A 16980-nucleotide genomic window follows, 5' to 3' on the forward strand; every position below is an offset into this window, starting at 1 on the left:
TTTTTTATACCCTCACGGCACCAACGCATCGATTACGGTTAGCAGTCGTTGTCCTTCATGCTCCCAAAAGACATCCTCGGGGGAGGCGGTGTAGAATGTTTTCTCGCGCAGCTGCTGCAACGCTCGCGGCGCATCGAAGGATGCCGGCTGGAAGGTTACTGCGGCGTCGAACTGCGCCGCGTAAGCTTCCCACGGCGCATAGTTGATAAGCAGGATCGGCAGGCGATAGCCCAGGTATTCATACAGCTTGGTAGGGAAGGAGTGCTCGGTGGCCGGATTAGGCGGATAGGCAATGATGCCGACGTCCGCCTGGAGGATCTCGCGTTCGATAGCAGGATGTGGTACCAGGCGGTCGCCGCCATGCAACGTGACATAGGGCATCGTCGCCAGGCGTGTCTGCAGGCGCTGCCGCTCGGCAGCCAGGGCGCAGTAGCCGATGATGGTACCGCGTACAGCCGGGTCGTGGCGATGGAGCTGCTCCAGTAGGTCGAGGGCGGTAAAGAGCCCGGTGATCTCGGACAGGGTACCCGTAAACAAAAAATTACACGCCGGCGTCAGCCGGGGCGCCGGTGCTACTGCCGGAGGCCGGCGTAGTTTATTCTCGATGATCGTCCGCCGGCCATGGCCAAAGGACAGCTCCTGCGCATAGCCTTTCTCCGCCAGGAGAAAATGATGTATAAATCCGGCGCCGACGTGCTCCCATACGCGTACATAGCGGGCCACGAGTGGCCGCAGTACACGCGGGAAGGCAGCAGTATATAAAATGTTGCGGTAATAATTTTCACGTACGTCGTATGCCAGACGGCACGACGTCAGCAGCCGGGCGAGTAAGGCCACAAAGATCAGCTCGTGTGTGCAAAACACGAACACGGCCGGCCGCAGGGCGACGACACGTGCCAGGATGCGCCAGGGAGCCAGTATGCGGCCCAGGCTGATGCGCAGGAAAGGGCGGAGCGGGTGCACAAACACGCCGCCGTGGTCTGGCAACGCGGCGCTGCCCGGGTATCCAACGATGTGTACCTCATAGATCCTCGCCAGGCTGCCACCCATTTTCTCAAACATGCGGGTATCGTCTACCGGTTTCAGCACCGAGGCGAGGACTATTCTCCTTTTTTTCATTTCTTGCACGTGGATTTAAAACTAAGAAAATGGAACTGAAAGAACTCATTGAAAAAACCTGGGAAGACCGGTCGCTGCTGCAGTCACTGGAGAGCCAGGAGGCTATCCGGTCAGTAGTAGAAAAGTTGGACAAAGGCAAGCTGCGCGTGGCCGAGCCGACGGAAGACGGTACCTGGCAGGTCAATGAGTGGATCAAGAAGGCCGTGATTCTGTACTTTCCCATTCAGCAGATGAAAACCATCGAGGCCGGCCCGTTTGAATTCCACGACAAAATCGACATGAAGCGCAACTTCAAAGACCTGGGCGTACGTGTCGTGCCGCATGCCATTGCGCGTCACGGCTCATACCTGGCCAAGGGGGTGATCATGATGCCGTCGTATGTCAACATCGGCGCGTATGTGGACGAATGCACCATGGTCGACACGTGGGCAACGGTAGGGAGCTGTGCACAGATCGGCAAGAACGTACATTTGAGCGGTGGTGTAGGAATCGGAGGTGTGCTGGAGCCTGTGCAGGCAGCGCCGGTGATCATCGAAGACAATGCCTTTATCGGCTCGCGTTGCATTGTGGTGGAAGGCGTGCGTGTAGGCAAGGAGGCGGTGCTGGGTGCCAACGTCGTGCTGACGTCGAGCTCGAAGATCATCGACGTGACCGGCGCCCAACCGGTAGAATATAAAAACTATGTACCCGAGCGCTCGGTGGTAATCCCGGGCTCGTACACCAAAAAATTTCCGGCGGGCGAGTTCCAGGTGCCATGCGCGCTCATCATCGGCAAGCGCAAGGAGAGCACCGACAAGAAAACGTCGCTGAATGAGGCGTTGCGGGACAATAATGTGGCCGTTTAAACGTCTATTTTGTCAGAAAGGGGTGCTTTCGTAATATTTTCGTAATACGTTGGCACATCCTTTGAATTTCATAAAACGTTTATTTGTCAATCATGCGCCTTGCGTAAATTTGAATAACGCGATTATGAAAAAGTTGGGTCTCTGGATCACTGCAATAGTTGTCATCTTTGCCTTTACTCAGGAGAGCAAAGAGCAGTATTCTGTTGTCAAAAATGAAAGCTTCATGCGAGGTGAGGTTATTCACTTTAAGATGACATACGGCATATTCACGGTAGGGAAGGGCAGTGCCAGCATTGCTCCGACCTATTACAAGATGAACGACCGCAACTGCTTCAAAGTAGATGTTACGGGCAAGACCGTGGGCATGGTGGATTGGGTAGCGGACGTGGACGACCGTTGGGGAGCCTACATCGATACTGCGGCACTTATTCCCCATCAATTCTACCGCCGCATTCGCGAAGGCCGTTACAAAAAAGACGAGTGGACAAATTTCGATCACGAAAAACGCCAGATCGAGGTAAAAACTATCAACAATAAAACCGGCCAATTTAAAGAACCGAAATTCTACGAGGCGCCTGCCCAGGTACGCGACATGATTGCCGGTTTCCTGTACCTGCGGGTGCAGGATTTCACCAAGCTCAAGGTAAAAGACACCGTGGTGATCACGGGGTTCTTTGAAGATGAGTTCTACAAAATGAAAATTATCTATCAGGGCAAGGAGAATATCAAGATCAAAGTCGGCAAAGTACGCGCCCTGAAGTTTAAGCCCATCATGCCCAAAAACGAGGTTTTTGACGGCGAAAATTCCATTACAGCCTGGTTCTCAGACGATAAGAATCGCATCCCCCTGAAAATTGACGCCAAGATGTTTATCGGTAGCGCAGGCGTGGAGCTGACGGAATACTCCGGGCTCAAAAATCCGCTGAACATCGTCAGGTAACGGCCGGCGTGCCGTGCAACCTTTTTGATTTTGGCGCATCTTTGTTCTGTATTGCGCAAAAATTCCTTTGGAGGCCACCACGATACACCTGCATGCTGATCTGATAGCCCGCTGTCGCGGGGGCGACCGGGAGGCGCATTACCAACTTTACAAGGCGTACGCCAAGGCTATGTACAACGTGGGCTACCGCATCATCGGCGACCGCGACGAGGCCGACGACGTGCTGCAAGAGGCCTTTATTAGTGCCTTCCGCAGCCTGGACCACTACCGGGGTGAATCTACTTTCGGGGCGTGGTTAAAGCGCATTGTCGTGAACAAGGCCATCAACGCACTGCATAAGCGCCGCCACGAGGCGATGCCCGACGACGAGCGTTGGGACGTACCCGCCGAAGAGGCCGCGGAAGAGTATGCCGATCCGCTGACGGTTGAACGCGTGAAAACCGCCATCCACCAGCTGCCCGACGGCTACCGGTCGGTGCTGTCGCTATATTTGCTGGAAGGCTACGACCACCAGGAGATTGCCGAGATCATGCAGATCTCGGAGTCCACCTCCAAGTCGCAGTTGAACCGCGCCAAAAGCAAGCTCAAAGAAATACTCGCACACCCTATACCCAGTACCCAATCCGCTAAACCACCACGCTCATGATCGAAGATTTCATCCGCCAAAACCGGGAGGCGTTCGACGACCAGGAACCTTCTCCCCGCAATTGGAAAACGATAGAAGCTGCCTTGCCCGCACAACGGCAGGGATGGTGGCAATCTGTGGCGCTGTGGCGTGCGGCGGCGATCCTGTTTATGGCGTTATCGGCGTACTTGCTGTTGCCGAAAGAGTGGAAGCCGCACGCACCGCCGGAGCGTGTAGCCTTAAAAGAATTTACGGATGTGGAGGCGTATTATGTAAAGGAGATCTCGAACAAGGTGGCGTTGATTGATGCCTTTCAGCGGAATGAGGGCGTGAATGGATTTACCCAAGATTTTCAACAGTTGGAGGCAATGTATATGGTCTTAAAAGAAGAGATGCAGAAGCGGCCGAGTGAGCAGGTGAAGGATGCGTTGGTGCTGAATCTATTGGTAAGGATTGATTTGCTGAATCAGCAACTGCATATGCTTGATAAGGGGAAACCGGAAGGCGGAAAAAAGGCGGATGCTGAGATATAGTTGACGCCGACCGATACTTCCTTTTCAAATCAATAAGTAGATTCCGTCGCCAGTTCAAACGGCTCCTTCGCTGAGTCTATGACTTTACCATCTTCACATTTCAACACCCGTGCCGGGAAGCGCCTGATCAGGCCATAGCTGTGCGTAGCCATGAGGACAGCGGTGCCGCTTTTGTTGATCTGCTGGAAGATCTTCATGATGCCCTGGGAGACTTCAGGGTCGAGGTTACCGGTGGGCTCGTCGGCCAGCAGAATCATGGGTTCGTTGAGGAGGGCGCGGGCAATGACCACGCGCTGTTGTTCGCCGCCAGAGAGTTGGTGGGGCATTTTCTTTTCGATCGATCCCAACCCTACGTGTATCAGCACTTCGTTCAGGCGGGCCTTCATTTTGGTGGTGTCGGTCCAGCCGGTGGCCTTCATGACGAACATGAGGTTTTCGGCCACGGTGCGGTCGTTGAGTAACTGGAAATCCTGAAAGATGATGCCGAGCTTGCGGCGGAGCAGGGGGACCTGGTTGCTTTTTATACCGCGGATGTTGAAGCCGGCGGTGATGATCTCGCCGTGTTTCAGCGAAAGGTCGGCGTACAGCGTCTTCAGCAGTGACGATTTGCCCGAGCCCGTGCGGCCCACGAGGTATACAAATTCACTCTTCTGAATTTCAAAGCTAAGGTCGCTCAATACCGCCCGGTCATCCTGGAAAATGCTGGCGTTTTGAACGTGAACGACGGGATCATTTGAAAACATAGATAAAAAATTTAGCCGGCAGGTCAGCTACAAAGATAAGCGACATACCGGCTAAAGAAAATCGTGCCCGGACGGATTATCCGTTTACTTTCTTGTGGTCAGCGAGGAATTTCTCCAGACCGGCGTCGGTCAGGGGGTGTTTCAGCAGGCTTGTAATGACGCTGAGGGGGCAGGTAGCGACGTCGGCGCCGATCTCTGCACACTGCAACAGGTGAATGGTATGGCGTACGGAGGCCGCGAGGATCTCTGTGTCGTAAGCATAGTTATCGTAGATCAGGCGGATCTGGGAGATGAGCTCCATACCGTCCTGACCAATATCGTCGAGGCGGCCGATGAACGGCGATACGTAGCTCGCGCCGGCTTTCGCAGCCAGCAGCGCCTGGCCAGCAGAAAACACTAACGTGCAATTGGTACGGATGCCTTCGGCGGTAAATTTCTTAATGGCTTTTACACCGTCTTTGATCATCGGTACTTTCACTACAATCTTGTCATCAAGCTTGGCAAGCTCGCGGCCTTCTTTCAGGATGTTGTCCAGGTCGGTGGCAATTACCTCAGCGCTGACGTTGTTGTCGACGATATCACAGATGGCTTTGTAGTGTGCGCGGATGTTGTCAGCGCCCTTGATGTTCTCCTTGGCCATCAGCGAAGGGTTGGTTGTTACGCCGTCGAGTACTCCGAGGTCATATGCTTCCTTGATCTCGTTCAGGTTGGCAGTGTCGATGAAGAATTTCATAAGTAAGTTATGTTCAGTTATTAACGATGTATACGCGAAGGCGTAAAGCCGGAAGTGATTATGGCAGAAACAAAAAAAAGGGCAAACCGAACATCGCACCGCTCAACCGCCTACCCTTGCTACCTTCCGATCCTGGGGGAATTCAGCAGGAGCTGGTCGTGCCGGCTTGCCGGGGGGCAAAGGTAGAAGATATTTTGAATTTACCATTTCTGCGATGCGAAATCGCGACTTTCTTTTTTGGATCAGTTTCGCACCGACAGTCGCCCGCGTGACACGGCCGTCCAATTGCAAAGTTGATATAACAATCTTGCACCGACGTTGGCATCCCAGTCATCATCTTTTCCGGGACTTACTTCGTTGAGGTCGAAGCCGATAATTTTTCGTCCGGAGCGAACCAGCCGTTGCACGAGGTATACTGCCTCCTGAAATTCCAATCCTCCGGCGACGGGCGTGCCGGTATGCGGGCATAGCTTCGGGTCGAGGCCGTCGATGTCAAAGCTGATGTATACATGCTCGGGCAGTTCGCGGATGATGGCCTCGCACTGTGCGTCCCAGGTGGTGCCACGGTACCGTTGTGCCTTGAGGTCGTCGTCAAAGAATGTCACGATGCGGCTTTTCGGGCGGCGGATCATCTGGAGCTCTTCATCACACAGGTCGCGGATGCCCACCTGCACGAGGCGGCTGATCGACGACAGCTTCATGGCGTTGTACATGATGGAGGCGTGGGAGTACGTGAAGCCTTCGTACGCTTTGCGCAGGTCGGCGTGTGCATCGATCTGTAAAATGCCGAAGTGTGGATAATAATCGGCCAGCGCCCGGATAAAGCCCAGTGGCGTGCTGTGGTCGCCACCCAGCAGGCCGACCATCTTGCCTTCCTTCAGGTAGCGCAGCACGGTGGCCTTTACATAGATGTTGAGGCTTTCGCAGGCCTCATTGATGCGGGGCAGGAGGGGATCGGGGCCTTCTTGCTGCTCGCCTTGTTCCAGGCGGCGAAGGTGTTGCTCGGCCAGGTGGCGCAGGCGGTCGCTTTCCGTGCGGATGCCTTCGGGAATGGGCAGCATGCTGATGCCGAGCTGCCAGGCATTGGGAATGTCCTTGACCAGCACGTCAAGCTGTGAGGAAGCGTTCAGGATGGCCTGGGGACCGTGGGCGGTGCCCGCGTGGTAAGAGACGGTCACTTCCCAGGGAATGGGCACGATGACCAGCTCGGCACTTTCGGGCGTAAACGGCAGCCCGAATAGTTGTCCCGGGATACCCGGTCCATTCGGGTCGAACGTGCTTGGACTGAATTTCATTAATTAATAACTCTCCACCATTTCAGGCGTGACATAATTTTCTAGCGAGCCGTTGCCCTGGCTTATTTCGCGCCACGAGAGGAGATTAAAGCGGATCACGGCCAGCCCGGCGGGCACCATGTCGCCGATCTCCGAACCGGTCAGGAACTCTGCCAGGTAGGAAATTGTTGGATTGTGTCCTACGCACATAACGTGGTGCTGGCCATCGTCCAGGCCGGCCACAAACTGGAAAAATGTGCGCGTGGAGGCCTCGTAAAGCTCTTCCTGCGGCACAACCTTGTCGGTATCGACCTTCAGGGCGTCGGCAATCAGACCGGCGGTAGTGTGCGCCCGGGACGCCGTGCTGCACAAAATGATGTCCAGGGGGGCTTGCTGCTGGTGCAAATACCGGCCGACGAGCAGGGCCTGTTTGACCCCGGTAGAGCTCAAAGTACGCTCCAAATCGTTTTGACCCGGATGTTTTTCTGCAGTGTGCGCATGGCGTAATAAATACAGATAGCGAGGCATAGATGATCTTTTCTGGTCTGCTAATAACGTTGCCAGGCGTCAATATTAACATGCTAAATTTGATTTTTTAAAAATTTCCTGATATTTGACCTGTTTGTAACGTTCAACTACATGTCCAAAAACCTCGTAATAGTAGAGTCTCCTGCCAAGGCAAAAACCATTGAAGGCTACCTGGGAAAGGATTTTAAGGTAGCTTCCTCGATGGGACACGTGCGCGATTTGCCCAAGGGAGGCGACGCAATCGATGTGGAAAATGGCTTTTTGCCGACTTATGAAATAAGCCCGGACAAGAAGGATGTCATCCAAAAACTAAAAAAACTCGCCGAGGAAGCCGAAATGGTTTACCTGGCAAGCGACGAAGACCGTGAAGGGGAAGCCATTTCCTGGCACTTGAAAGAGGTGCTGGACCTGACCGACGCCAAGACGCGCCGGATCGTCTTCACGGAGATTACCAAGAAAGCTATTCTGAGCGCGCTGGAATCACCCCGGGGTATCGATATTGACCTGGTCAATGCCCAGCAGGCCCGCCGCGTGCTCGACCGCCTCGTAGGCTACGAGCTGTCGCCGATCCTCTGGAAAAAGATCGCAACCGGTCTTTCTGCCGGCCGCGTACAAAGTGTGGCCGTACGGCTCATTGTGGAGCGCGAGCGCGAGATCAGCGACTTTAAAGCCAAGTCCTCGTACCGCGTAACGGCGGAGTTTAAGCTGGACAAAGGTAAAACGCTGGTAGCCGAGCTGTCCGAGCGTTTTGAGAAAGAAGAGGATGCCCTGAAGTTCCTGGAGTCGTGTGTAGGCGCCAAATACGCCATTAAAGACCTCCAGACCAAGCCTTCGAAACGCACCCCGGCACCGCCTTTCACGACGTCTACGTTGCAGCAGGAAGCATCGCGCAAGCTGGGCTTCTCGGTGATTCAGACGATGATGGTGGCGCAGAAGCTATACGAAGCCGGTAAGATCAGCTATATGCGTACCGACTCGGTAAACCTGTCGGACGAAGCCCGCTCGGGTGCTATGCGCCAGATCGAGTCGGCCTACGGAAAAGAATACGTACAGCCTCGCCAGTTCAAGACCAAGTCATCGTCGGCCCAGGAAGCTCACGAAGCGATCCGCCCGACGGACTTCTCGGTCATGGATCCCGACATGGACCGCAATGGCCTGCGTCTGTACGAGCTGATCTGGAAACGTGCGATCGCTTCACAGATGGCCGACGCCGAATTGGAAAAGACCACGGCCACCATCAGCATATCCACCAACCCCCGCACCCTGGCCGCGAACGGCGAGGTAGTGAAGTTCGACGGCTTCCTGAAAGTATACATGGAATCCGGCGATGAGGACGAAGAGGAGGAGAACAGCAAGGTATTGCCGCCGCTGACCATCGGCCAGGACCTCAATCTGGATGAAATGATCGCTAAACAAACCTTCAGCCGCCATGCGCCGCGCTATACAGAAGCGAGCCTGGTGAAGAAGCTGGAAGAGCTGGGGATCGGTCGCCCGTCGACTTACGCGCCGACCATTACCACGGTACAGAAACGTGGGTATGTCGTGAAAGAAATGCGCGAAGGCGTAGAGCGTAAATACAACGTCTTTACCCTGAAAGCCGATCAGATCAACAAAGAAATAGAGTCTGAAATTACCGGTGCGGAAAAGAACAAATTGTTTCCCACGAACACGGCCATGGTCGTGACCGACTTCCTCGTAGAGCACTTTCCGGACGTGACCGACTTTTCGTTCACCTCCGACATCGAGCAAGAGTTCGATGAGATTGCCAGCGGCAAGCTGGACTGGAAGAAGATGATCGATACCTTCTACCAGCCGTTCCACAAGAAGGTTACGATTACCGAGAAGGTGGAGCGCTCGTCGGTAGGCAAGGCGCGCGAGCTGGGTGTCGATCCCAAGACGGGCAAGAATGTATATGCGAAGTTGGGCAAGTTCGGTGCGTATGTGCAGATCGGTGAGAACCCGGACGACAACGGTGGTGAGAAGCCTAAGTTTGCCAGCCTCCGTCCCGGCCAGTTTATTGAAAACGTTACGCTGGCGGATGCGATGGAGCTCTTCAAGATGCCACGCGAGCTCGGTAACTTCGAAGAGCTGCCGGTGGTTGTGAACATCGGCCGCTTCGGACCGTATGTACTGCACGACAAGAAGTTTGTATCGATCCCAAAGGATTACGATCCATATAGCATCGACCTCGAGAAGTCGATCGAGCTGATCGAGAACAAGCGCGTGGCGGATGCGAACAGGACCATTAAATTGTTTGACGAGAATCCGGATATTCAAATCCTGAATGGTCGCTTCGGCCCGTACATCAAAGCCGGCAAGAAGAACGTGAAAATCCCGAAAGGCAAAGAGCCGAAGGACCTGACGTTGGAAGAGTGCGTGACGCTGGCCGCGGCGGCGCCGGAGAAGAAGGGGCGGTTTGGGCGGACGACAAAGGCGGCAACGCCTGCGAAGACGGCTACGCCCACGAAGGCTGTCAAGACGGCAAAGAAGGCTGCGAAGACAGCTGCCAAGACTACAAAGACGGCTACCAAGACTACAAAGAAGAAGAAATAGTAAGTTCTTTGACTATAGAAAAGCCCGGGGTGTCCTCGGGCTTTTTTTGTTGTTGTATGATCATGGTCGGAATCCTCGCCAGTCGTTATGCCGAGGATTCCTTTTTTTGCGCGTAACCTGGTTTTCATCGCGCTCACACTTCACACTCACACTGATTCCGTTGTACCGGGAAAATCCCCGCCCCATAACCCCATTGGGGTATATCTTATTCCGCGCCGGCTGCTCACTTTTGTGTACCTTTAACGGATGAAGAAAATCGTTGTATTGACCGGCGCGGGCATTAGCGCTGAGAGTGGTATTCCGACCTTTCGCGATTCGAATGGTCTGTGGGAAGGGCACCGGGTGGAGGATGTAGCTTCGCCGGAAGGGTGGCATCGCGATCCGGCCAACGTGCTGGACTTTTATAACCAGCGTCGCCAGAAGGCGCGCGAAGTGCAGCCAAACCGTGGGCACGTGGTGCTGGCGGAGCTCGAGGAGTATTTTGACGTAACGATCGTAACGCAGAACGTAGACGACCTGCACGAGCGCGCAGGGTCTACGAAGGTCATACATTTGCATGGCAGCTTGTTCGAGTCTCGGAGCACGAAGGACGAGCACCTGGTGTATCCCATCGAGGGCTGGGAGCTGAAGCTGGGCGATCTGTGTGAGAATGGCTCGCAGCTGCGGCCGAATATTGTGTGGTTCGGTGAAATGGTGCCACTGATCGAAGTCGCGGCTCACCATGCGTCGAGTGCGGATGCGTTTTTGGTTGTGGGAACATCGATGGCGGTGTACCCGGCGGCAGGGTTGATCAGCTACGTGCCGTACGACGCGTTGAAATATGTTGTCGATCTGAAAATACCCGATGTGGGCGCATTGCCATATCTTAAAACGATCCAGGATAAAGCCAGCACGGGCATGGAGCAGGTGAAGAAAGAGTTGCTGGAGTGGATCGCGTAACATCCATACGATTTCGCTAACTTCATTACGTCAATAGAGCCTTACTCATGAGAAAAGTCGCCTGCCTGCAGGTCATCATCTTCCTGATGACCATCACCCAGACCTTTGGCCAAAAAGTAAAATACAAAGACATCTTCGGATTGCTGAGTACCAAGCAATACGAGGCTGCCGAACCGTTTTTAAAAAAGTACCTGGTTGAAAACCAGGACAACCCCAATGCCTTTTTGTTTATGGGCATTATCTACCAGGAGAAATCTGCCAAGGACGATGTGCTCAAGCAGACGCCCCGGGTAATAGCTTCGATGGACTCGGCGATCTACTTCTACAATAAAGCCTATCAAACCATCACGGAAAAAGAAGTTAAACGCAACGACGAGTATTACCAGATGTACAACCGTCGCGACCTGCGTACGGGCGAGTTTGGCGTCAAGCTTTCGGATGTACAGTTTGACCTGGAGAAACGCATGGAAGGGTTGCGTGAGCGCATCGACAAGGTGAAGATGGTGCGGCATTACTTCTCGCTCTCCGACTCGCTTTACAAAAAGTGCAACACACTGTATAAAGCTGTGCAGGCCGCCTACCCGGGACAACGCGAGCTCTACCTGCGCGGTGATCAACCGCTGACGTCCATGCTCAAGGCGTTGGCGATTCGGTTTGACTCGTCCACCAAAGCCTTCGAGCACTATAAAAGCAGCCTGGTAACGTTGGGCAAGACGTCGTATAACCAGATCATGGCGTTGAACGAAATTACCGATCTGAAGCAGGATGGTGCTTCGCTGGCCAATTTCTACCAGGATAACCTGCAGGTGTGGGACTATGGTCGCTTTGCCGACGCCACCGTACAATTAATTGAAAAGGAGATCATGCCGATGCGTGCGCACTTGTTGTCCTACGACGCAGAGATCAACAAGCTGCATGAGAAGCTCGCCAACGACACGGTGTCGGTGCGTAGCGACCTCACGGCCCTGATTGACAAGCTGCTGTTGGAGCAGCTCAAAAAATTTGATCCCGATCCGCTGCCGATGGAAGTGTTCAGCCTGAAGACGGCCGACCTGGAGTATCGCTCGGTGCGTATCGAGCATCGCAAGCAAGCAGACACCACGAATATACACCTGCAGGTAGAACGTGCGCAGAAAGAAGTAAAGTTGGTGAGTCGCCTCGATAGCATTGCCACGAAGCTGGCCTCGGAAGATATTGAACGTAAGTCGGAGGACTATAGCGACTTTGTGACGAAGGCGTATAAGACACCGGCGGATCTGAAGGCCTACGTAAAAGAAACAAAGGACTTTGCTGATCGCGAGGAGCATCGGGCGAATGCTGCACGGGCGCGTCGTCAGGAGTCGCTGCGGTGGGTGATTAACGGGGCCGATTCGATTCCGCTGTATGCGGGCGTAAAACGTTCGAAGTTTAAGCCGGTAGTGGTCGTGGACGAGAGGTATACGGCTGGGCTGGTGTACAAAGATTCCCTGAATGCAGACGGATATTTTTATACCGTCACGCAGGCGCGGGTGCCCGATGTGAGGGTGACCTTTCCGGTAGACAAACCGAACTTCAAGCTCTCGCGTTTGCCGCAGATCAAGAGCGTGACCTATTCCGATGCTGCGGGACAGATCTATTTCATACTGGTCTATTCCGAACGCGCGACGAAGGACAACAAGTACCCGGCTACGCTGGCCAAAATATACCGTTCGGACGGATTGGCATGGAGTCACTCGTATACATTGTCCTTCATACCGAAGGAGCTGATCTTCAAGCAGGAAAATGGCGAAGTACAGCTCAAGGCGGACGCCTTGCAAAGCATCATTGATAAGAATGGCAAGCTGCTGAAATAATCAGCAGCGCCACAAATAAGAAGTGTAAATATTGAAGTAAAGAAGGGTAGGGGTAGGCGAATTAAGCGCCGCCTACCAGTTTTTTCCAGTCAGCGAAACGCATGTCGGTGCGGATCTTGATCTTTTCGTAGTTTTCCCAGCTGTCTGTTACGTGATAGATAGAGGGCAGTGTGCGTACCAGGATCTGGTCGTAGTCGCCACGATACAGGCCGCCACCGTAGTAGTAGTACGTAAACATGTTACCTTCCTTACTGAAGAGCTCATAGCCGAGGTAGCCATCCCAGATCTCACTCAAGATGGTACAAGAGATCTCTCTTCTTTTGAATCGGAAGATTTGGTTTGAAGCTTCGTCTTCGAAATACTCCGAGTAAAGATCCGAGTCGATTATCCAGCCCAGGTACATGCCGATGTGGACGTATGCCTGCTCGATTGGAAGAGAGTCGGGAAAGTTTCCCAGGAAGTGGCTCTTGGCATTGTCGTAGATGGTCTTCTGGATATCCGCTTTCTTTTCCATATAAGTTTTATTCTGGTTAGGCTCTTAACAAGTTTAACGCCGATTAGGCTCCGAAGCAACTATTGCCGGTACTTTATCTTCTAGTGGAAGAACTTGTAACCGATAAAAATTGCCGCTATGACACCTACAAGATCGGCCAATAAGCCCACCGCAAGGGTGTAGCGTATTTTCCGAATATTAACGGATCCGTAGTAGAGTGCAATGACATAAAATGTGGTTTCCATACATCCGCGGAAAATAGAAGCAAGATTACCAACAAACGAGTCGACACCAAATTGCTTGACCACATCTAACCACACACCCCTTGCGCCACCCCCACTCAAGGGACGTATAAACGCTACCGGCATGGCATCTACAAAATCAGTGTTAAGCCCGAAAAACGCTACTGCGTACTTCAATCCGTCGGTTAAGTAGGTTAACGTGCCCGATGCGCGAAACACGCCTACACCGACCATGATCGCCACCAGGAAAGGGATGATCTTGATGGCCATTTCGAACCCTTCTTTGGCACCATCGATAAATGTGTCAAATAGGTTGATCTTCTTACGCACACCGAGGATCATAAAAAGTGTAATGACCGACATGATGATGATGCCCGTTACCAAATTAGAGATACGCAGCAATTCCTCTTGTGGTAAGCGAGCGGCATACCAGACGGCTGTGCCAATGACGATAGCAAGTCCCGACACGTATGCTGCGACCACACGGTCGAAGCGTATGCGCTGCCGGATACTGAGGTAGATAAAGGCTGTCATCGTTGAACAGAACGTCGCCAGCAAAGCAGGAATAAAAATGCCCGTAGGATTCACCGATTTTTGAGCAACACGATCGGCAATAATCGCCAGCGGTATGATGGTTAAGCCCGATATGTTTAACGCAATGAACATGATCTGCGCGTTGGATGCCGTCTCCTTATCGGGATTAAGATCTTGCAGCTCGTGCATAGCCTTTATACCGAGTGGCGTGGCCGCGTTGTCAAGACCGAGCATGGTCGCGCTGAAGTTCATGATGATCGCGCCGGTAGCAGGGTGGTCGCGGGGTACTTCCGGAAACAGCCGCGAAAAGAAAGGCCCGATGAGGCGAGCAAAGACGGGAATGATGCCGCCACGCTCACCGATCTTCATCAGCCCCAGCCAAAGCGACATCACGCCGACGATACCGAGGGAAAGATTGACAGCACTCATAGAGGTGTCGAATGTTGAATTCAACATCGCCGGGAACACCGTCATATCGCCGGCAAAGACCAGCTTGATGAGCGCCACGGTAAAGGAAATAAGAAAGAATGCAATCCAGATGTAATTCAGCGCCATAGGAAAAGGTATAAACAGAAAGGTACTGCATGTTATTAAAAAAATGCCATTACGCAAACCTACCTACGGCAGGCAGGCTGGCCGGCTCATGCAACACGCGGGCGCTAGGCGCGGAGGAGATTGAGGATATGACACCCCACCAACGCCGCTGTCTCGGTGCGTAGACGGCTCCTGCCTAAGCTCACCTTGTGGAAGCCCGCTGTGAGGGCTTGTGTCAGCTCTGTCTGAGAGAAGTCGCCCTCGGGCCCGATCAGCAACAGGTAAGAGGAGGAGGCGGGCATATCGACAAGGTGGTCGGGATTGTCCTGGTCGACATAGGCAATAAAACGGCCTTGTGTGTCGGCCTGGTTGATCACGGTCTGAAAGGATACGAGACCGTCGATCACAGGCAGGGTAGCCTTCAGAGATTGTTTCATGGCGCTGATGGCCACTTTCTCCAGGCGGTCTTTCTTGAGATAGGTGCGTTCGGTATGCTCACACTCCATGAGCGTGACACGGCTTACGCCGATCTCCACGGCCTTCTCGACAAACCACTCAATGCGGTCTGCGTTCTTGGTCGGCGATACGGCGATGTGGATGAACGCTGTGGGCGGCTCCGCTACAATCTGTTGCTCGATCCGAAAGGCACATTGGCGGTCGTTGGCTTGTGTAATGATGGCATCGTAAAAAAAACCTTTGCCGTCGGTGATGCGCAACGCGTCGCCCGCCTGGCGACGGAGTACTTTCACACAATGCCGCGACTCGTCGGCATCGAGGTGCAGTACTCCTTCGGCAATAAGCGGTTGATAGAACAGGTTCACGCTTAAGCGTATTGTTGCACGAGGCGCTCTACCAGTTGTACGTACGCTTGCATGGCCGTGTCGGCGTCCTGGCCTTTCAGGTCGGCCCAGGCATCGTACTTGGCAATGGCTTTGAAGTCAAAGCCGCCGGGACGCTCGCCGGCCACATCACCTTCGGTAGCTTGTTTGTATAGGGCGTAAAGCTCTAGCAGCTCTTCGTTCGAGGGGCGTTTGGTCAGGGACTGTGAGCGGCCTACGGCGGCTTCAAATTGTTCTTTCAGAGACATGGTGTGAAGGGTTGATGGTTAAACGGAGGGCCTGCCTGCCGGTAGGCAGGGCTTAAAAAATTGATTCGTTACCCGTCGGGGCTGCTGAGAGCTCACCCGCCGGGTAACGAATCAATTATGCTGTAGCGAAAGGGTTATCCACGATTTCCTACTGGCACATACGCACGCAGCCTCTCGCCGGTGTAGATCTGACGAGGCCGGCCGATAGGCTCTTTGTTCTCGCGCATTTCTTTCCACTGAGCGATCCAGCCGGGCAGACGACCCATGGCAAACATGACGGTGAACAGGTCCGTCGGCAAACCCAGGGCACGGTAGATAATACCGGAGTAGAAATCTACGTTCGGGTAAAGCTTACGCTCGATGAAGTACGAATCTTTCAGGGCTGCTTCTTCCAGCTTCTGGGCGATTTCCAGGACAGGGTCGTTAATGCCCAGCTTGGCCAGTACGTCGTCGGCAGCTTTCTTGATGATCTTCGCGCGCGGGTCGAAATTTTTGTATACGCGGTGACCGAAGCCCATCAGGCGGAACGGGTCGTTTTTGTCTTTGGCTTTGTTAATCCACTTCTCGGTGTCGCCGCCGTCTTTCTTGATTTGCTCGAGCATTACGATCACTTCCTGGTTGGCACCGCCGTGCAACGGTCCCCACAGGGCATTCATGCCGGCCGACAGCGATGAGTAGATGCTGGCTTTCGAAGAACCTACGATCCGTACGGTAGATGTAGAGCAGTTTTGCTCGTGGTCGGCGTGCAGGATCAACAGTTTGTCCAATGCTGTGGCCACTACCGGGTCTACTTCATATTGTTCGGCCGGAAGGGCGAACATCATTTTGAGGAACCGTGAGCAGTAGTCGAGGGAGTTGTCCGGATAGTTTACCGGGTGCCCCACGGCATTCTTATAGGCCCACGCGGCAAATGTCGGCATCTTCGCCATGGACCGCACGATGCTGAGGTACACACCTTCGGCCGAGCGGTTCGGATCGAGCGATTCGGGATAGAAGGCAGTCTGCGAGCAGAACAGCGACGCCAGTACGCCCATGGGATGCGCGGTAGACGGGAAACCGTCCAGGATCTTTTTAATATCCTCGTGCACCAGGGTGTGTGTCTTGATGTCGTGTGAAAATGTGTTGTATTGTTGTTGACTGGGCAGCTCACCGAAGATCAACAGATAGGCTACTTCCAGGAAGTTCGATTTCTCCGCGAGCTCCTCGATCGAATAACCGCGGTACCGCAGAATACCTTTGTCGCCGTCCAGGAAGGTGATGGCACTTTTGGTCGCTCCTGTATTTTTATAACCTAAGTCAAGCGTCACCGCGCCTGTCTTTTCGAGTAGCTCGGCGATGTCGATGCCCACTTCATTTTCCGACCCTACCACCAGGGGCAACGTGTATGACTTTCCGTCAATAATTAGTTCAGCAGTTTTTGACATGT

At 53.6% G+C, this 16980-nt stretch carries 17 protein-coding genes and 1 other RNA gene; 7 read left to right on the forward strand and 11 right to left on the reverse strand.

All coding sequences use genetic code 11. From position 1 onward, the window contains the following. Positions 1–12: 12 nt before the first annotated feature. Complete coding sequence (locus KK062_RS12905; RefSeq protein WP_254084717.1) at positions 13–1119, reverse strand: glycosyltransferase family protein; 1107 nt, start codon at positions 1117–1119, stop codon at positions 13–15. Positions 1120–1148: 29 nt separating this feature from the next. Here KK062_RS12905 and KK062_RS12910 point away from each other — a divergent pair, with 29 nt between their 5' ends. The 4 genes from KK062_RS12910 (at position 1149) to KK062_RS12925 (ending at position 4062) form a co-directional block, all read left to right on the forward strand. Continuing rightward, the gene (locus KK062_RS12910) at positions 1149–1964 is read left to right on the forward strand and encodes a 2,3,4,5-tetrahydropyridine-2,6-dicarboxylate N-succinyltransferase (RefSeq protein ID WP_254084718.1); all 816 of its coding nucleotides are present in this window, start codon (positions 1149–1151) and stop codon (positions 1962–1964) included. 124 nt (positions 1965–2088) lie between these two features. Next, complete coding sequence (locus KK062_RS12915) at positions 2089–2904, forward strand: DUF3108 domain-containing protein (RefSeq protein WP_254084719.1); 816 nt, start codon at positions 2089–2091, stop codon at positions 2902–2904. Positions 2905–2971: 67 nt separating this feature from the next. Then, complete coding sequence (locus KK062_RS12920; RefSeq protein ID WP_254084720.1) at positions 2972–3550, forward strand: RNA polymerase sigma factor; 579 nt, start codon at positions 2972–2974, stop codon at positions 3548–3550. Continuing rightward, positions 3547–4062, forward strand: coding sequence for a hypothetical protein (locus KK062_RS12925; RefSeq protein WP_254084721.1), 516 nt, complete (start codon positions 3547–3549; stop codon positions 4060–4062). The genes KK062_RS12920 and KK062_RS12925 overlap by 4 nt, the downstream gene beginning before the upstream one ends. 29 nt (positions 4063–4091) lie before the next feature. Here the strand turns inward: KK062_RS12925 and KK062_RS12930 are convergent, their stop codons facing one another. The 5 genes from KK062_RS12930 to KK062_RS12950 all read right to left on the reverse strand — a co-directional run bounded on the left by KK062_RS12930 (position 4092) and on the right by KK062_RS12950 (position 7340). Continuing rightward, the gene (locus tag KK062_RS12930) at positions 4092–4805 is read right to left on the reverse strand and encodes a cell division ATP-binding protein FtsE (RefSeq protein WP_254084722.1); all 714 of its coding nucleotides are present in this window, start codon (positions 4803–4805) and stop codon (positions 4092–4094) included. Positions 4806–4881: 76 nt separating this feature from the next. Further along, positions 4882–5538 (reverse strand): fructose-6-phosphate aldolase, encoded by a 657-nt coding sequence (fsa, locus tag KK062_RS12935; RefSeq protein ID WP_254084723.1) that lies wholly within the window; start codon positions 5536–5538, stop codon positions 4882–4884. A 74-nt stretch (positions 5539–5612) separates the two neighbouring features. Then, positions 5613–5712, reverse strand: an RNA gene (gene ffs, locus KK062_RS12940) — signal recognition particle sRNA small type. A gap of 68 nt (positions 5713–5780) precedes the next feature. After that, a complete protein-coding gene (locus KK062_RS12945) occupies positions 5781–6833 on the reverse strand; it encodes an agmatinase family protein (protein ID WP_254084724.1) in 1053 nt (350 codons plus the stop codon). 3 nt (positions 6834–6836) lie between these two features. Next, a complete protein-coding gene (locus tag KK062_RS12950) occupies positions 6837–7340 on the reverse strand; it encodes a SixA phosphatase family protein (protein ID WP_254084725.1) in 504 nt (167 codons plus the stop codon). Between the two features lie 111 nt (positions 7341–7451). On the opposite strand from KK062_RS12950, the gene topA reads away from it, so the two are divergent. The 3 genes from topA to KK062_RS12965 all read left to right on the forward strand — a co-directional run bounded on the left by topA (position 7452) and on the right by KK062_RS12965 (position 12664). Beyond that, positions 7452–9893, forward strand: a complete 2442-nt coding sequence (gene topA, locus KK062_RS12955) for a type I DNA topoisomerase (RefSeq protein ID WP_254084726.1) — start codon at positions 7452–7454, stop codon at positions 9891–9893. A 246-nt stretch (positions 9894–10139) separates the two neighbouring features. Next, positions 10140–10832, forward strand: a complete 693-nt coding sequence (locus tag KK062_RS12960) for an SIR2 family NAD-dependent protein deacylase (protein ID WP_254084727.1) — start codon at positions 10140–10142, stop codon at positions 10830–10832. Positions 10833–10879: 47 nt separating this feature from the next. Then, positions 10880–12664 (forward strand): hypothetical protein, encoded by a 1785-nt coding sequence (locus tag KK062_RS12965; RefSeq protein WP_254084728.1) that lies wholly within the window; start codon positions 10880–10882, stop codon positions 12662–12664. A gap of 61 nt (positions 12665–12725) precedes the next feature. Here the strand turns inward: KK062_RS12965 and KK062_RS12970 are convergent, their stop codons facing one another. From KK062_RS12970 to KK062_RS12990, 5 genes are all read right to left on the reverse strand, one after another. Next, positions 12726–13178: a DUF7832 domain-containing protein gene (locus tag KK062_RS12970; protein ID WP_254084729.1), complete on the reverse strand. Its 453-nt coding sequence runs from the start codon at positions 13176–13178 to the stop codon at positions 12726–12728. An 80-nt stretch (positions 13179–13258) separates the two neighbouring features. After that, positions 13259–14488, reverse strand: coding sequence for a nucleoside recognition domain-containing protein (locus tag KK062_RS12975; protein ID WP_254084730.1), 1230 nt, complete (start codon positions 14486–14488; stop codon positions 13259–13261). A 104-nt stretch (positions 14489–14592) separates the two neighbouring features. Next, positions 14593–15288 carry a 16S rRNA (uracil(1498)-N(3))-methyltransferase gene (locus KK062_RS12980; protein WP_254084731.1) on the reverse strand — a complete coding sequence of 232 codons (696 nt, stop codon included), beginning with the start codon at positions 15286–15288 and terminating at the stop codon, positions 14593–14595. 2 nt (positions 15289–15290) lie between these two features. After that, entirely contained in the window at positions 15291–15554 is a 264-nt protein-coding gene (locus tag KK062_RS12985) for an acyl-CoA-binding protein (RefSeq protein ID WP_254084732.1), read from the reverse strand. A gap of 134 nt (positions 15555–15688) precedes the next feature. Next, on the reverse strand, positions 15689–16978 hold the full coding sequence (locus KK062_RS12990; protein ID WP_254084733.1) for a citrate synthase: 1290 nt from the start codon (positions 16976–16978) through the stop codon (positions 15689–15691). Between the last annotated feature and the right edge of the window lie 2 nt (positions 16979–16980).

Origin of the sequence: Dawidia cretensis (assembly GCF_018598175.1) — a bacterium.
Classification (GTDB): domain Bacteria; phylum Bacteroidota; class Bacteroidia; order Cytophagales; family Cyclobacteriaceae; genus Ohtaekwangia; species Ohtaekwangia cretensis.

What these genes read in the sequence shown, in the direction of transcription:
- KK062_RS12950 (WP_254084725.1), bottom strand. Translation starts at nt 7,340, where the DNA reads ATGCCTCGCTATCTGTATTTATTACGCCATGCGCACACTGCAGAAAAA.
- KK062_RS12905 (WP_254084717.1), bottom strand. Translation starts at nt 1,119, where the DNA reads ATGAAAAAAAGGAGAATAGTCCTCGCCTCGGTGCTGAAACCGGTAGAC.
- KK062_RS12945 (WP_254084724.1), bottom strand. Translation starts at nt 6,833, where the DNA reads ATGAAATTCAGTCCAAGCACGTTCGACCCGAATGGACCGGGTATCCCG.
- KK062_RS12975 (WP_254084730.1), bottom strand. Translation starts at nt 14,488, where the DNA reads ATGGCGCTGAATTACATCTGGATTGCATTCTTTCTTATTTCCTTTACC.
- KK062_RS12965 (WP_254084728.1), top strand. Translation starts at nt 10,880, where the DNA reads ATGAGAAAAGTCGCCTGCCTGCAGGTCATCATCTTCCTGATGACCATC.
- fsa (WP_254084723.1), bottom strand. Translation starts at nt 5,538, where the DNA reads ATGAAATTCTTCATCGACACTGCCAACCTGAACGAGATCAAGGAAGCA.
- KK062_RS12960 (WP_254084727.1), top strand. Translation starts at nt 10,140, where the DNA reads ATGAAGAAAATCGTTGTATTGACCGGCGCGGGCATTAGCGCTGAGAGT.
- KK062_RS12915 (WP_254084719.1), top strand. Translation starts at nt 2,089, where the DNA reads ATGAAAAAGTTGGGTCTCTGGATCACTGCAATAGTTGTCATCTTTGCC.
- topA (WP_254084726.1), top strand. Translation starts at nt 7,452, where the DNA reads ATGTCCAAAAACCTCGTAATAGTAGAGTCTCCTGCCAAGGCAAAAACC.
- KK062_RS12910 (WP_254084718.1), top strand. Translation starts at nt 1,149, where the DNA reads ATGGAACTGAAAGAACTCATTGAAAAAACCTGGGAAGACCGGTCGCTG.
- KK062_RS12930 (WP_254084722.1), bottom strand. Translation starts at nt 4,805, where the DNA reads ATGTTTTCAAATGATCCCGTCGTTCACGTTCAAAACGCCAGCATTTTC.
- KK062_RS12970 (WP_254084729.1), bottom strand. Translation starts at nt 13,178, where the DNA reads ATGGAAAAGAAAGCGGATATCCAGAAGACCATCTACGACAATGCCAAG.
- KK062_RS12990 (WP_254084733.1), bottom strand. Translation starts at nt 16,978, where the DNA reads ATGTCAAAAACTGCTGAACTAATTATTGACGGAAAGTCATACACGTTG.
- KK062_RS12985 (WP_254084732.1), bottom strand. Translation starts at nt 15,554, where the DNA reads ATGTCTCTGAAAGAACAATTTGAAGCCGCCGTAGGCCGCTCACAGTCC.
- KK062_RS12925 (WP_254084721.1), top strand. Translation starts at nt 3,547, where the DNA reads ATGATCGAAGATTTCATCCGCCAAAACCGGGAGGCGTTCGACGACCAG.